Annotated in this window: 13 protein-coding genes and 1 riboswitch; of the genes, 3 read left to right on the forward strand and 10 right to left on the reverse strand. The window is 71.3% G+C overall.

The window, feature by feature from the left end:
* Positions 1–137: 137 nt before the first annotated feature.
* From EF918_RS00965 to EF918_RS01010, 10 genes are all read right to left on the reverse strand, one after another.
* A complete protein-coding gene (locus EF918_RS00965) occupies positions 138–995 on the reverse strand; it encodes a thioesterase family protein (protein WP_125638989.1) in 858 nt (285 codons plus the stop codon).
* A gap of 56 nt (positions 996–1,051) precedes the next feature.
* On the reverse strand, positions 1,052–1,708 hold the full coding sequence (locus tag EF918_RS00970; protein ID WP_125638992.1) for a trimeric intracellular cation channel family protein: 657 nt from the start codon (positions 1,706–1,708) through the stop codon (positions 1,052–1,054).
* A gap of 129 nt (positions 1,709–1,837) precedes the next feature.
* Entirely contained in the window at positions 1,838–2,929 is a 1,092-nt protein-coding gene (locus tag EF918_RS00975; RefSeq protein WP_125638995.1) for an ABC transporter ATP-binding protein, read from the reverse strand.
* Positions 2,930–2,934: 5 nt separating this feature from the next.
* Positions 2,935–4,047, reverse strand: coding sequence for an ABC transporter ATP-binding protein (locus tag EF918_RS00980; RefSeq protein WP_125638998.1), 1,113 nt, complete (start codon positions 4,045–4,047; stop codon positions 2,935–2,937).
* The gene (locus tag EF918_RS00985; RefSeq protein ID WP_125639001.1) at positions 4,044–5,042 is read right to left on the reverse strand and encodes an ABC transporter permease; all 999 of its coding nucleotides are present in this window, start codon (positions 5,040–5,042) and stop codon (positions 4,044–4,046) included. The genes EF918_RS00980 and EF918_RS00985 overlap by 4 nt, the downstream gene beginning before the upstream one ends.
* 119 nt (positions 5,043–5,161) lie before the next feature.
* Positions 5,162–6,946, reverse strand: coding sequence for an ABC transporter substrate-binding protein (locus EF918_RS00990; protein ID WP_125639004.1), 1,785 nt, complete (start codon positions 6,944–6,946; stop codon positions 5,162–5,164).
* A gap of 103 nt (positions 6,947–7,049) precedes the next feature.
* Positions 7,050–8,048 carry an ABC transporter permease gene (locus tag EF918_RS00995; RefSeq protein ID WP_125639007.1) on the reverse strand — a complete coding sequence of 333 codons (999 nt, stop codon included), beginning with the start codon at positions 8,046–8,048 and terminating at the stop codon, positions 7,050–7,052.
* Positions 8,049–8,568: 520 nt separating this feature from the next.
* Positions 8,569–9,309 carry an enhanced serine sensitivity protein SseB C-terminal domain-containing protein gene (locus tag EF918_RS01000; RefSeq protein WP_125639010.1) on the reverse strand — a complete coding sequence of 247 codons (741 nt, stop codon included), beginning with the start codon at positions 9,307–9,309 and terminating at the stop codon, positions 8,569–8,571.
* Positions 9,310–9,402: 93 nt separating this feature from the next.
* Entirely contained in the window at positions 9,403–10,146 is a 744-nt protein-coding gene (locus EF918_RS01005; protein WP_125639013.1) for an enhanced serine sensitivity protein SseB, read from the reverse strand.
* A gap of 373 nt (positions 10,147–10,519) precedes the next feature.
* Positions 10,520–11,128: an ABC transporter ATP-binding protein gene (locus EF918_RS01010; protein WP_125639016.1), complete on the reverse strand. Its 609-nt coding sequence runs from the start codon at positions 11,126–11,128 to the stop codon at positions 10,520–10,522.
* 295 nt (positions 11,129–11,423) lie between these two features.
* Positions 11,424–11,522, forward strand: a riboswitch (glycine riboswitch).
* 167 nt (positions 11,523–11,689) lie between these two features.
* Here EF918_RS01010 and gcvT point away from each other — a divergent pair.
* The 3 genes from gcvT (at position 11,690) to glyA (ending at position 14,557) form a co-directional block, all read left to right on the forward strand.
* Complete coding sequence (gcvT, locus tag EF918_RS01015) at positions 11,690–12,805, forward strand: glycine cleavage system aminomethyltransferase GcvT (protein ID WP_125639019.1); 1,116 nt, start codon at positions 11,690–11,692, stop codon at positions 12,803–12,805.
* 79 nt (positions 12,806–12,884) lie between these two features.
* Positions 12,885–13,265 carry a glycine cleavage system protein GcvH gene (gene gcvH / locus EF918_RS01020; protein ID WP_125639022.1) on the forward strand — a complete coding sequence of 127 codons (381 nt, stop codon included), beginning with the start codon at positions 12,885–12,887 and terminating at the stop codon, positions 13,263–13,265.
* 26 nt (positions 13,266–13,291) lie between these two features.
* Complete coding sequence (glyA, locus tag EF918_RS01025) at positions 13,292–14,557, forward strand: serine hydroxymethyltransferase (protein WP_125639025.1); 1,266 nt, start codon at positions 13,292–13,294, stop codon at positions 14,555–14,557.
* Positions 14,558–14,671: the final 114 nt, after the last annotated feature.

The raw sequence follows: 14,671 nt of genomic DNA on the forward strand, positions 1-14,671 counted from the left end.
GTCCCGCCAACTGGCCCGCGCCCCCCGCCCGGCCTGACCGCCAGACCGCACCTGCGGCCCTGGGGCGCCACAAGCCCCCGGGGCCGCAGGCCGCCGGGCCGCCGGGCGCCACCCGGGCCGCAGGTGCGGTCTGGCGGTCAGGCCGGGCGGGGGGCGCGGGCCAGTTGGCGGGACTGGGCGACCAGGCGGTCGGTCGAGTCCCAGACCTCGGCGTCCTCCTCCAGGAAGCCGCCGGCCAGGTTCCGCGTGGTGATGGAGACGCGCAGCGGTCCGGGGGCGGGCCGGTGGCGGATGTGGGTGGTGAGCTCCACGGTCGGGCTCCAGCCCATCAGGCCCAGGTCGAACACGGTCGGCGGGAGCGCGTCCACCACCAGGAGCAGGGACAGCGGGTCGGCGTCGCGGCCGTCGGCCAACTCGAACCAGGCCCGCATCTCGCCCTTGCCGGAGGGCCGGCCCACGGCCCAGCCCGCGGTCGCCGGGTCCAGGCGCAGCCGCAGCCGGTCGACGATCTCGGAGCTGCCGGGGATCGGGGCGGGTCCGGCGTCCGCGGCGAGGCAGTCCTCGTAGGCGGGCATGGCCGGCGGGGTCGCGGTGGTGCGCACGTCGTCGGGCAGGGACGCGAGGTCGCCGTACGAGGCCAGCACGCGGATGCGCTCGACCTCGGCGCCGTTCTCGTCGAACTGGACCAGCGAGGCCTGGCCGGTGGAGAGCGTCCGGCCGGTGCGGACGACCTCGGTACGGATCACGGCCGGGCCGGGGACCGAGGCGCTGAGGTAGTGCGCCGAGACGGTGAACGGGTCCGGGTGCGGCAGGGCCGCGGACAGGGCCCGGCCGACCAGGGCCAGCAGGTAGCCGCCGTTGACTGCGGCGATGATCGTCCAGCCGGCGGAGAGCTCCGCGTCGTACACGCCGGGCTCGCCCGCGCGCGGGATGACGGAGGTGTCCCGGTCGAATTCGCTGTCGCCGATGAGGGCGTGGGCCGCTGCGTGTGACATGGCTCGAAAGTACACCCTCAGGCTACTAAGCGGTAGCTTTTTCGTTCAGGTGTGGGTCACGGCTCCTCCGCCACCGAGGAGCGGCGGTTCCAGGCCAGCGGGGCGCGCCAGTGGAAGCGCATGGCCAGCAGGCGCAGGACGAAGGTGGTGACGACGGCGAGGCCGCTGGTCAGCGGCGTGAGCATGCCCATGCCGAGGAAGACCGCCACCAGGGTGGCCCCGACCAGGGCGGGGACCGCGTACATCTCGCGGTCGCGAAGGAGGGAGGGGACCTCGTTGACCAGGACGTCGCGCAGGACGCCGCCGCCGACGGCCGTGGCCACGCCGAGCGCGGCGGAGGCGGTCAGGCCGAGGCCGTACTCGTAGGCCTTGGTCGTACCGGTCACCGAGAAGAGGGCGAGGCCGGCGGCGTCCAGGACGTTGATCAGCCGGTTGATGCGGGCGACCTCGGGGTGCAGGAAGAAGACGATCGCGGCGGCGACCAGGGGCGTGACGAAGAAGCTGAGTTCGCCGAAGGCCGCCGGGGGGACCGCGCCGATGACCAGGTCGCGGAAGAGGCCGCCCCCGAGGGCCGTGACCAGCGCGAGGACGGCGATGCCGAAGACGTCGAAGTTCTTGCGGACGGCCAGCAGGGCGCCGGCGGTGGCGAAGACGAAGATGCCCGCGAGGTCCAGCGCGTGCTGGATTTCGGGCGGGAAGAGATCGTGGAGCACCGGCCCATTGTGTCCCGTCCCCCGGCCCCACCAGGCTCCCGGGGCACCCGTGCCCCGGCCGGGAACCGGCGCGCCCGGCCGGGGACCTGAGGGTCCCGGCCGGGCGGCGGGGGCGGGTGACGGCCGGGATCAGGCCGTCGGGGTGGCCTTGGCGTCCGCGGCGCCCGGCAGGGGCTGGTCGCCGGGGGCCTGGTCGGTGCCGTTCTCCGGGTGGTGGCAGGCCACCTGGTGCCCCGGCTTGAGGGCCGCCAGCGGCGGCTCCTTCGTCGCGCAGATCTGGGTCGCCTTCCAGCAGCGCGTGTGGAAGCGGCAGCCCGACGGCGGCGACAGCGGGGACGGGACGTCGCCCTTGAGCAGGATGCGGCCCGTCTTCACGCCCCGGCGGCGCGGGTCCGGCACCGGCACCGCCGACATCAGGGCGTTGGTGTACGGGTGCATGGGGGTGTCGTAGAGCGACTTGCGGTCGGTCAGCTCGACGATCTTGCCCAGGTACATCACGGCGATGCGGTCCGAGACGTGCCGGATGACCGACAGGTCGTGCGCGATGATCACGTACGTGAGGCCGAGCTCCTCCTGGAGGTCGTCCAGCAGGTTGACCACCTGGGCCTGGATCGACACGTCCAGGGCCGAGACCGGCTCGTCCGCCACCACCAGCTTCGGCTTGAGCGCGAGGGCCCGGGCGATGCCGATGCGCTGGCGCTGGCCGCCGGAGAACTCGTGGGGGTAGCGGTTGTAGTGCTCGGGGTTCAGACCCACCAGCGACAGCAGCCGCTGGACCTCCGCCTTGATGCCGCCCTCCGGCTGCACGCCCTGGAGCTTGAACGGGGCGCCCACGATCGTGCCGACCGTGTGCCGCGGGTTCAGCGAGCCGTACGGGTCCTGGAAGATCATCTGCACGTCCCGGCGGAGCGGGCGCATGGCCGCCACCCCGAGGTGCGTGATGTCCTTGCCCTCGAACTCGACCTTGCCGCCCGTCGGCTCCAGCAGGCGCGTGATCAGCCGGCCCATCGTGGACTTGCCGCAGCCCGACTCGCCCACGACACCGAGGGTCTCACCGCGGCGGACGTCGAAGTCGATGCCGTCGACGGCCTTGACCGCCCCGACCTGGCGGCGCAGCAGCCCCTTGTTGACGGGGAAGTGCTTGGTCAGGCCGGTGACCTTCAGCAGCGGTTCCGGGGAGTCCACCGCCTGGGCGGGTACGGCCGCGGCCGTCTTGTTCATGTCGGTCACAGCTTCGGCGCAATCTCTTCGGTCCAGATCCGGGTCCGCTCCTCCTGCGACATGTGGCAGGCGGACCAGTGCTGCTCCCCGCCCCCGCCCGCGTCGACGAGCGTCAGCTCGGGCCGCTGGGTGCGGGTGATGCCGCCCTTGGGGACGTCGGCGTACGGGCAGCGCGGGTGGAAGGCACAGCCGCTGGGGATGTTGATCAGGCTGGGCGGGGAGCCCTTGACCGGGATGAGGCGGTCGGTCTGGTCGCGGTCGATGCGGGGCATCGAGCCGAGCAGGCCCCAGGTGTAGGGGTGGCGGGGCTCGTAGAAGACCTTCTCGGCCGAGCCGCGCTCGACGCACCGGCCGCCGTACATGACCAGGATGTCGTCGGCCATCTCGGCGACGACGCCCAGGTCGTGCGTGATCATGATGACCGCGGAGCCGAACTCCTTCTGCAGGTCCCGGATCAGGTCCAGGATCTGCGCCTGGACGGTGACGTCCAGGGCGGTGGTCGGCTCGTCCGCGATGAGCAGCTCGGGGTTGTTGACCAGCGCCATCGCGATCATCGCGCGCTGGCGCATACCGCCGGAGAACTCGTGCGGGTAGGCGTCGACGCGCTTGCCGGGCTCGGGGATGCCGACCCGGTCGAGCATCTCGACGGCGCGGGTGCGGGCCGTCTTCTTGTCGACGTCGTGGTGCATCCGGTACGCCTCGACGATCTGCTGCCCGATGGTGAAGTACGGGTGCAGGGCGCTGAGCGGGTCCTGGAAGATCATGGCGATCTCACGGCCGCGCAGGCGCCGTACCTCGTCCTCGGGCGCCTGGAGCAGCTCCTTGCCGTCCAGCCAGATCTCGCCGCTGATCCGGGCCCGCTGGCGGCCGTACTGGCCGACCCGGTGCAGGCCCATGATGCCGAGGGAGGTGACGGACTTGCCGGAGCCGGACTCGCCGACGATGCCGAGGGTCTTGCCCTTCTCCAGCGAGAAGGTGAGCCCGTCGACGGACTTCACCAGGCCGTCGTCGGTCGGGAAGTGCACCTTGAGGTCGCGGACCTCCAGGAAGGCGGTGCCGGGCCGGCCGCCGACCGGCTCGTTGAGGGCGCCGGCGCCGGTGGTGGTCAGGTCGCTCATGAGAGCCTCACTCGGGGGTCGATCACCGCGTACAGGAGGTCCACGACGAGGTTGGCCACGACGACGAAGAACGCCGAGATGAGCGTGACGCCGAGGATGACCGGCAGGTCGTGGTCGCTGATGGCGGTGACCGCGTTGTAGCCGAGGCCGTGCAGGGAGAACGTGTACTCGGTGAGCACGGCACCGCCGAGCAGGGCGCCGAGGTCCAGGCCGAGCACGGTGAGGATGGGGGTCATCGTGGACCGCATCGCGTGCTTGCCGATGACCACCGGCTCGCGCAGGCCCTTGGCGCGGGCGGTGCGGATGTAGTCCTCGCTGAGGACCTCCAGCATGGTGGCGCGGGTCAGCCGGGCGTACATCGCGGCGTACAGGAAGGCCAGCGAGAACCACGGCAGGATCATGCCGTTGAACCACTTGACCGGGTCGGCCGCGAATTCCGCCTCGGGCCGTCCGAACCAGCCGAGGCCGTCCGAGAAGACCGCGATGAACAGCATGCCGGTGAAGTAGATGGGGAGCGAGACGCCGGCGAGGGCGATGCCCATGGCCGTGCGGTCCACCGGGGTGCCCCGCTTGAGGGCGGAGACGACACCGGTGCAGACACCGCCGATCACCCACAGGATCACCGCGCCGAGGGCGAGGGAGAGGGTCACCGGCAGCCAGTCGAGCAGCAGGGGGAAGACCTCCTGCTCGGTCTTGAAGGAGTAGCCGAAGCAGGGTGCGGCGCAGTGCGTGACGTCCGTGCCGTTGGCGTAGGTACGGCCGGCCACCAGCCCGACGACGAACTTCCCGAACTGGATGAGGACCGGGTCGTTGAGACCCATCTTCTGCCGGATGCCCTCGATGGCCGCCGGGTCCGACTGCTTGCCCACGAAGTACAGCGCGGGGTCGGCACCGATCATCTTGGGGAAGAGGAAGAAGATTCCGAAGGTCACCAGCGTGATGACCAACAGCATCGCGATGACGGCGAACAGCCGCCGGAGGAGATATGCAAGCACTGCGTTCGGCCTGGCGGTGGGCCGGGCGCCCGTGTGGGGGCCCGGCCCGCCGTCGCGGCCATCACCTGCCCTTCGTGCCTAGCGGGTGTGGCACTGGAACGTGAGTCGGAGCTGGGGGGTTACTTGACGACGCCCAGGGAGGCGTAGTCGTACCGGCCGTTGTACGCGTCGGTGGTGTACGCGTTGGTGAGCCGGGTCGAGCGCCAGGTGATGGTCTTGTCGTAGACGAAGGGCAGGTAGACCGCCGCCTCCGAGACCTTCTGGTTCATCTGCTTGTAGATCTCGCCGGCCTTGTTCGGGTCGGTCTCGGCGATCGCGTCGTCGAACAGCTTGTTGATCGCCGGGTCGTTCAGCTCGGAGAAGTTGTTGTTACCGCTCTGCTGGATGAAGCGGCCGTCGACCAGCGGCTGGGAGAAGCCCTGCCCGGTCGGGAAGTCGGCGCCCCAGCCCATGATGATGATGCCGTAGCCCTTGTCCTTGACCACCTTCGGCGAGCCGATGATGCCGGAGGTCTGGGCGCCGTCGAACTGGTCGATCTGGGCGTCGATGCCGACCTGCTTCAGGGCGTTCTGGAGCGAGACGGCGGTCGCGACCTCGACCGGCTTGTTGTTGCGGACCGCGATGGTGGTCTTGAAGCCGTTCGGCTGGCCGCACTTGGCCAGGTGCTCCTTGGCCTTGTCCAGGTTCGGCTTGCCGTCGTTCTGCAGCGCGCCGTACGGGTCGTACTTGGCGTCGGAGCCCTTGATGCCCAGCGGGAGCATGTTCGGGGCGATGTCACCACCGGCCTGCGGGCCGCCGCGGGCGGTCTGCAGGGACTTCTTGTCGGCCGCGTAGATGACGGCCTTGCGGCAGTCGACGTTGTCGAACGGGGCGACGGTCTGCGGGAACACGGCGTAGCGGATGAAGCCGGTCTGGCCGTTGTCCAGGTTGGCCTTGTGGTCGCGCAGCGCGGTGGCGCGGGCGGCCTGGCCGATGCCGGTGGCGTTGATGTCGAGGTCGAACTCCCCGTTCATCAGGCGCTTGTCCATGTCGTCGGCGTTCGACATGAAGGTGACCGAGATGGTGTCCGGCAGCGCCTTGCGGATCGGGTCCGACTCGGGCTTCCAGCTGGGGTTGCGGGAGAGCTTCATGCTCTGCTTCGGCTCGTACGAGTCGATCTTGTACGGGCCGCTGGAGAACGGCTTCAGGCCGTACTTGGCCGCGGTGTCCTTGTCGGCCTTGACCGGGCTGGCGGCCGGCATGGCGAGCATCTGCTCGAAGTCACCGTTGGGCTTGGGCAGCTTGAAGATGATCGTCTTCGCGTCCGGGGTCTCGATCGCCTGCAGGCCGAGCTTGTCCGGGGCGGTGTCCTTGTACGGGCCCGGGTAGGTCTTGTCCGGGTCGAGGGTCTGCTGGAGGTAGACCGGGCCACCGGCGATGACGTCCTGGGCCCAGGTGCGCTCGATGCCGTACTTGATGTCCTGGGCGGTGATCGGCGAACCGTCCTCCCAGGTCACGTTGTCCTTCAGGGTGTACTTGTAGACCTTGCCGCCGTCGGAGATCTCCGCCTTGCCGGCCGCCAGGTCGGGGACCAGCTCGACGCTTCCGGAGCCCGGGGCCGGCTTGAAGCTGACCAGCTGCCGGGTGTAGTAGCGGGCGAAGTCCCACATGAAGCCGTAGTAACCGCGCTGCGGGTCCCACGAGTCGGCGTCCTGGGTACCGACGAACTTCAGCTCGCCGCCCTTCTTGTCGGACGGGTTGGAGACCTTGTCGATACCGGCGTTGAAGCCGGTGGCCGAGCTCTTGGCCTCGCCGTCCTTCTTCCCGTCGTCGTTACCGCCACAGGCGGTTGCCGTCAGCATGGCGGCGAGCACGACGGCCGTGGCGCCGGCCAGTCTGCGCTTCGTCGAGCGGTGAACAGTCACGATGCGAGCAACCTCCGTGGTGATTCCGGCCCCAGCGGCCGGTTTTCCGGTTCTTGCGGTGGTGCGTGGTCCTGCGGCTACGGCGTGTCGCGCGCCGGGCGCGTCAGCGGGATCCCTTGGGGTCCAGGGCGTCACGGACGCCGTCGCCGAAGAGGTTGAAGGCCAGGACCGTGATGAAGATGGCCACGCCGGGGAAGATCATGAACAGCGGGTCGTCCTGGTAGGTACGCACCGCGGTGGCGAGGCTCTCGCCCCACGAGGGGGTGGGCGGCTTGACGCCGACACCGAGGAAGCTGAGGGCGGCCTCGGTGAGCACATTGGTGGGGATCATCAGCGTCGAGTAGACGGTGATCGGGGCCACGAGGTTGGGAAGCAGTTCCCGGAAGAGGATGTACGTCCGCCCGGCACCCAGGCTGCGGGCCGCCTCGACGTACTCGCGCTCCCGCAGGGAGAGCGTCTGGCCGCGGACGATCCGGCCGATGTAGGGCCAGCCGAAGAAGCCGATGACGCAGACCAGCACGGCGATGCGCAGGCCCGAACCCTCGAACCCCCACAGCTCGCCCGGGACGACGGACACCAGGGCGATGATGAACAGCAGCTGGGGGAAGGCGAGCAGCAGGTCCATGACGCGGCTGATGGCCGCGTCGACCCAGCCGCCGAAGTAGCCGGCCATGATGCCGAAGACGGTGCCGAGGCTGACCGCCACGAAGGCGGACAGGAAGGCCACCAGGAGCGAGATCCGGGCGCCGTAGACGATCCGGCTGAAGACGTCGCGTCCGTTGACCGGTTCGACGCCGAGCAGGAAGTCGCCGCTCATGCCGCCCCAGTCGCCCGTGGGCAGGCCCAGCAGCGGGTCGATCATGTCCTCGTGCAGCTCCTCCGGCGGGTGGCCGAAGGCGTTCACGATCAGCGGCGCGAAGATCGCGACGAGGACGAGCAGCAGGACGACGACTCCGCCGGCGAGCGCCACCTTGTCCCGTTTCAGGCGCGTCCAGGCGATCTTCCAGGGCGATCTGCCCTCGATCGCCTTCTGCGGGACATCGGCCGCGACGTCGACGGCGGCCGTTTCGGCCGCGCTCGTGTCGTGCAGTGGTGCCGTCATCGTGGTGGGGACCCCTCTCGGCCGACGGGTGGTCGGCCCATGCCGCCGCGGTAGCGGCGTTGGTGCGGTGCGTAGAGCGGTGCAGTGCGTGGAACGTGCGGTGCGTAGGGCTGTGCAGCGGTACGGGTGCGTGTGGTGCGTAGGGCTGTGCAGCAGTGCGGTGCAGCGGAGTGGCGCGGTGCGGAAATGCGGTTGACGAACCGCGAAGAGCGGGACTGAGCTGCTCTTGGTGGGGGAGTCTTCATCGGGCGCTCGATCAGCCGCCAGACCCGCAGATGAATGGATGCGCAACCGTGATGTGAGGGCCCGGTTCCCGTTATCCGAACTTCGATCACGGCTGAGCGGAGCAAGACCGTCCGTTCGGTACGGAACCGGACATCATGCCCAACTGACCCCGCCTGCATGCACTTTGGGCATCCGAGAGGGACTAAATCCGGACAAGGCGAAGGCCGCACGGAACGGGGTTCCGTGCGGCCTTCGGGAAACGGGGTCCCAGGGGGTGGACGAGGCCCTCAGGGGTTCAGTAGGTGGGGGCGGAGCCCTCGCGGTCGTAGAAGGACCGGGTCTGGGTGCGCAGCCACATGGCCACCGGGTCGTGCTCGTCGGCGAGGGCCACCGTGCACACCGGGACGCCCTCGGGCACGGCGGACACCGACCGGTGCATCATCTCGCGCACCGACTCCAGAGCCTGCGGGGAGGTGTCGTACAGGTCCAGGCCGACGGCCAGGTACGCGGTCCCGACGGCCGGCTGCACCCAGCAGCGGCGCAGCGCGCGCACGGCCGGGGTGCGGTGGGCGTGCTGGGTGAGCAGCCCGTAGAACTGCGGCAGCTCCAGGGCCGGCTCCGACAGCCGCAGCGGGCCGGCCGGCATGCGGTCGAGGCCGGCGGCGACCCGGCGCAGGTCCGCCCAGGGGATGCCGACGCCGCCGTTGGGGGCATGCGGGTTGAGCCACAGGCCCCAGCGGTCGGGGTAGAGGGAGCGGGCGATCTCGCGGCCGGTGACGACCTCGTAGGCGCGGTTCCAGCCGCTGGCGGCGAGCTCCTGGGGGGAGGTCACGCAGGGGGCGTAGCCGAGGCCGTCGACCTCCATGCCGCCGTACTGGGCGTCGCCGGAGCCGGGCTGGCCGTGCCAGAGCAGCATCCACAGCCGTCCCTCGGTCAGGGCGTGCAGCAGCGACTCGTAGCTGTCGTAGCGCCCGGGCGTAACCTGGCGCAGCATGTGCTCGACCTGCCCTGCTGCGGCCGTGCCTGACGCACTCACCCGGAACCCCTCTTCCGCCGTCGTCCACGCGTGGCCCGGCCGGGGACGCGGCCGGGAATGGAAACAGCTTATGCGGACCCGCCCCGGGCGGACCTACGGGAGGTGGAACGGGCGCACGCGCGTCGCGAGCCAGTCGGCCACCGGGTCCTCGGTGGCGTCGAGGAGGATCAACTGCACGGGCCAGGGCGGCTGGACGCGGCCCAGGGCCCGGCCGAGCGCCTCCATCGGGGCGTTCCGCATGTCGGGCTCGAAACCCAGCAGGCGGACACCGATGTAGAGCTCGGGCGCGCCGCCCTCGACGCTGGCCAGGCAGCGGTGGGCGGCGGCCACCACGCCGGTGGCACGGAACTCCTCGGCGGCGGCGGCCAGGAAGTCGACCGGGTCGTCCTGCCAGTCGGGCTCGTAGAGGCGGACGCGGCCGCCGGTGGCGGGGCCGTCCAGGGGGGTGCGGCCGGTGCGGCAGAGCTCCGCGACGGCGGGCGGGGGCAGCGGGACGCCGACGGCGCCCTCGGGGTTCACGGCGATGCCGAGCTGCGGGGGCAGGCCGCGGGCGAACTCCACCGCCGGGGCGACGGTACGGTCCATGCCGGGTCCGACGCAGGCCAGGAACTGGGCCTCGCTGCTGTAGACCGGGACGTACGCGGCTCCGCCGATGTCCATGGTCGGGAGGGTCAGGCCCCCGGGCGCGTCCGGGGAGCCACCGGCCGGCAGCGGCACCCAGACGTGGCTGCGCCCCAGCACCTCCAGGATCCGGGCCCCCGCATCCTGGTGCCCCAACGCCGCCGCCAGCGTCTCCTCCAACTCGTTGACCGGCCATCCACTGGTATCGCCGTACATCCGCGGTGCCCTTCTCTCGTACCGTGACCCGAGCGTAGCCATCCCGGGGGGCCGGGAAACAGCTGGCCCGGCCCCCGCAAGGGGCGCGAGGAACTGCGCGAGCAACCACCGACGGCCCGCACCCGACCGACGGGGCACACCCACCCCTTCCAGGGGCGCGGGGAACTGCGCGAGCAACCGGGGGCGGCCTGAGGCCGGGGACGGGGCGGCGGGCCCCCGGACGTCGGCCGCAGGCCGTGGCGGGCCGGGCGCGCAGTTCCCCGCGCCCCTGGCGGCGGCTCCGACAGGGGGCAGGCGCCCCCACCTCGGCCGCGGGCCGTGGGGTGGCTGGCCGCGCGGTTCCTCGCGCCCCTGGCCGGGGCTCCGGCCCGGGCTACGGGTGGAAGGTGATGCCCTGGAGGCTGGTGGCGGAGGGGCGGTCCAGGAGGACTGCTGTGGTGCAGCCGGGCGGGAGGTGCCCGGACTCGGCCGCTCTGATCAGGCGGGCCGCCGCCCTGCGATGGCGGGCGAAGGCGTACGCCGAGACGCCCCGCCCCCGCGCGGCCTGCCCCGCCAGCGCCTCCGCCGGGCTGGCGTCGAGCAGCAGCAGGTGCAGGGACCGGCCCCGCCGCCGCGCGGCCCGGGCCAGGACGGCCCGCACCCACGCCTGGGTGCCGCAGTCGTGCACGACCAGTGGGGCCCCCGAGGCCAGCGCCCGCCACAGCCCCCAGTAGTGCGCGACCCGGACCGCCGGCCGGTAGACGGCGTACGGCAGCCACGCCGGCATGCTCCGCTCCCACCGCTCCCGGACGTCCTGGGAGTCGATGCTCCCCCCGGCCGGGGCCGCCCGCGCGATCAGCGTGGACTTGCCGCCGCCCGGCAGGCCGGAGACCACGACCACGTCGCCCGCGGCGAAACTCAGCACCGTCGGCCCCCCGGCCCGCCCCCGCAGGTCCCGCACCACGGCGCCCGCGGCCGCCCTCGGCCGCCACGGCCGCGCCACGGGTCCCGGCCCGGCGGGGGTCCGTACCGGCCCCGCCTGGGCCGGGACACCGCCCGCCGCGGCCGGCCGAGCCTCAGCGGCTCCGAATCTCCACACGATGTTCGCCTCCCCCGGGGGTACCTCCCAGCGGTAGCTGGGGGCGGGCCACCAGGACCCCATGCCCACTGAGTGTAAAGAGACGGTAATCCGACGAACCCGGTTCCGGTCCGTACTCACTTTCGGGCCCGGCCCCCCATTCGCCCGGGTCGCGTGGCATGATGTGCGCCAACTGGACACCAACTGCATACCGGCCGCTTGAATCCGCGCGGGAGAGTCCCGGGACCCCATCAGGTCCGGGCGCCGAAGGAGCAAGTACCTCCCTTGAATCTCTCAGGCCCCGTACCGCGTGGATGAGGCAGATCTGAAAAGCGGGCCGCGTCGTCGCGGCTCCACCCAAGGTGCAAGCCGGGAACACGAGACACGTTCTGCACGTTCCCGGCGAACCTCTCAGGTTCCATGACAGATGGGGAGGATCGTCCTCGTCATGTCATGCCGATGCCCTGGGACCTGGGAGCCGCACCCATGAGCAATGCCCTCCGTCTGACCGCCCTCGACGCGCTGCACCGCTCGCTCGGTGCGACGATGACCGACTTCGCGGGCTGGGACATGCCGCTGCGGTACGCCAGCGAGCGCGACGAGCACAACGCCGTACGGACCAAGGCCGGCCTGTTCGACCTCTCCCACATGGGTGAGATCACCGTCCACGGCCCGGAGGCCGTCAAGGCCCTCGACTACGCCCTGGTCGGCAACATCTCCACCGTCGGCGTGGGCCGCGCCCGCTACACGCACATCTGCCAGGAGGACGGCGGCATCCTGGACGACCTGATCGTCTACCGCCTGGGCGAGACCGAGTACATGGTCGTCGCCAACGCCTCCAACGCCCAGGTGGTCCTGGACGCCCTGACCGCCCGCGCGGCCGGCTTCGACGCCGAGGTCCGCGACGACCGCGACGCCTACGCGCTGATCGCCGTCCAGGGCCCGGAGTCCCCCGGCATCCTGTCCCGGCTGACGGACGCCGACCTGGACGGCCTGAAGTACTACGCCGGCCTGCCCGGCACCGTGGCCGGCGTGCCCGCCCTGATCGCGCGCACCGGCTACACCGGCGAGGACGGCTTCGAGCTGTTCGTCCGGCCCGAGCACGCCGTCCAGCTCTGGGAGGCGCTGACCAAGGCGGGCGAGGGCGTCGGCCTGGTCCCGTGCGGTCTGTCCTGCCGCGACACGCTGCGCCTGGAGGCGGGCATGCCGCTGTACGGGCACGAGCTCACCACCGCGCTGACCCCGTTCGACGCGGGGCTCGGCCGGGTCGTGAAGTTCGAGAAGGAAGGCGACTTCGTCGGCCGCGCCGCCCTGGAGGCCGCCGCCGAGAAGGCCGCCGCACAGGCCCCGCGCAAGCTCGTCGGGCTGATCGCCGAGGGCCGCCGCGTCCCGCGCGCCGGCTTCTCCGTCGTCGCCGACGGGAAGGTGATCGGCGAGGTCACCTCCGGCGCCCCCTCCCCCACGCTCGGCAAGCCGATCGCGATGGCGTACGTGGACGCGGCGTTCGCCGCGCCGGGCACCTCCGGCGTCGGCGTGGACATTCGCGGTACGCATGAGCCGTACGAGGTCGTCGCTCTGCCCTTCTACAAGCGGCAGAAGTGACGATCTCCCCACCGGGACCCGTCTCACTCCGCAAGACCACCGTTCATCAGCACTCCCCCGTATCCAGGAGAATCAGGTCATGAGCAACCCCCAGCAGCTGCGTTACACCAAGGAACACGAGTGGGTCACGGCCGTCGACGGTGACGGCGTCGCCACGGTCGGCATCACGGAGTTCGCCGCCAACGCGCTCGGTGACGTCGTCTACGCCCAGCTCCCCGAGGCGGGCGACACCGTCACGGCCGGCGAGACCTGTGGCGAGCTGGAGTCCACCAAGTCCGTGAGCGACCTGTACGCCCCCGTCACGGGCGAGGTCGTCGAGGCCAACCAGGACGTCGTGGACGACCCGTCCCTGGTGAACACCGCCCCGTTCGAGGGTGGCTGGCTGTTCAAGGTCAAGATCACGGGCGAGCCGGACGAGCTGCTCTCCGCCGACGAGTACACCGCCTTCTCCGCCGGCTGACCCAGCCGAGACCCGAGGGATAGAAGATGTCTGTGCTGAACACCCCTCTGCACGAGCTGGACCCGGACGTCGCCGCCGCCGTCGACGCCGAGCTCGTGCGCCAGCAGTCCACCCTGGAGATGATCGCGTCGGAGAACTTCGCTCCGGTCGCCGTCATGGAGGCCCAGGGCTCGGTCCTGACCAACAAGTACGCCGAGGGCTACCCGGGCCGCCGCTACTACGGTGGCTGCGAGCACGTCGACGTGGTCGAGCAGATCGCGATCGACCGGATCAAGGCCCTCTTCGGTGCCGAGGCCGCCAACGTGCAGCCCCACTCGGGTGCGCAGGCGAACGCCGCCGCGATGTTCGCGCTGCTGAAGCCGGGCGACACGATCATGGGCCTGAACCTGGCCCACGGCGGGCACCTGACCCACGGCATGAAGATCAACTTCTCCGGCAAGCTCTACAACGTGGTCCCGTACCACGTCGGCGAGGACGGCCAGGTCGACATGGCCGAGGTCGAGCGCCTGGCCAAGGAGTCCAAGCCGCAGCTGATCGTGGCCGGCTGGTCGGCGTACCCCCGCCAGCTGGACTTCGCCGCGTTCCGCCGGATCGCCGACGAGGTCGGCGCGTACCTGATGGTGGACATGGCCCACTTCGCGGGCCTGGTCGCCGCGGGCCTGCACCCGAACCCGGTGCCGCACGCCCACGTCGTGACCACCACCACGCACAAGACCCTCGGCGGTCCGCGCGGTGGCGTGATCCTCTCCACCCAGGAGCTGGCCAAGAAGATCAACTCCGCTGTCTTCCCCGGTCAGCAGGGTGGTCCGCTGGAGCACGTGATCGCCGCCAAGGCGGTCTCGTTCAAGGTGGCCGCCTCGCCCGAGTTCAAGGAGCGCCAGGAGCGCACCCTGGCCGGCGCGCGGATCATCGCCGAGCGCCTGGTCCAGGACGACGTCAAGGCCGTGGGCGTGGACGTGCTGTCCGGCGGCACCGACGTGCACCTGGTCCTGGTCGACCTGCGCAACTCCGAGCTGGACGGCCAGCAGGCCGAGGACCGGCTCCACGAGATCGGCATCACGGTCAACCGCAACGCGATCCCGAACGACCCGCGGCCGCCGATGGTCACCTCGGGTCTGCGGATCGGTACGCCGGCCCTGGCCACCCGCGGGTTCCAGGCCGAGGACTTCACCGAGGTCGCCGACGTGATCGCGGAGGCCCTCAAGCCGTCCTACGACGGCGAGGCCCTCAAGGCCCGGGTCTCGGCCCTGGCCGCGAAGCACCCGCTGTACCCGACGCTCGCGTCCCGCTGAGAGCACCAGGCGGAGGGGGCCCGGCCTTGGTTTCCCAGGGCCGGGCCCTTCTCATGACCGGAGCCCTGGGTGGGCGCTCCGCCATCCGCCCGACCTCCGTAAGTCGCCCTCCGG

The sequence above is a fragment of the Streptomyces sp. WAC06614 genome (assembly GCF_003949795.1).
Lineage (GTDB): Bacteria > Actinomycetota > Actinomycetes > Streptomycetales > Streptomycetaceae > Streptomyces.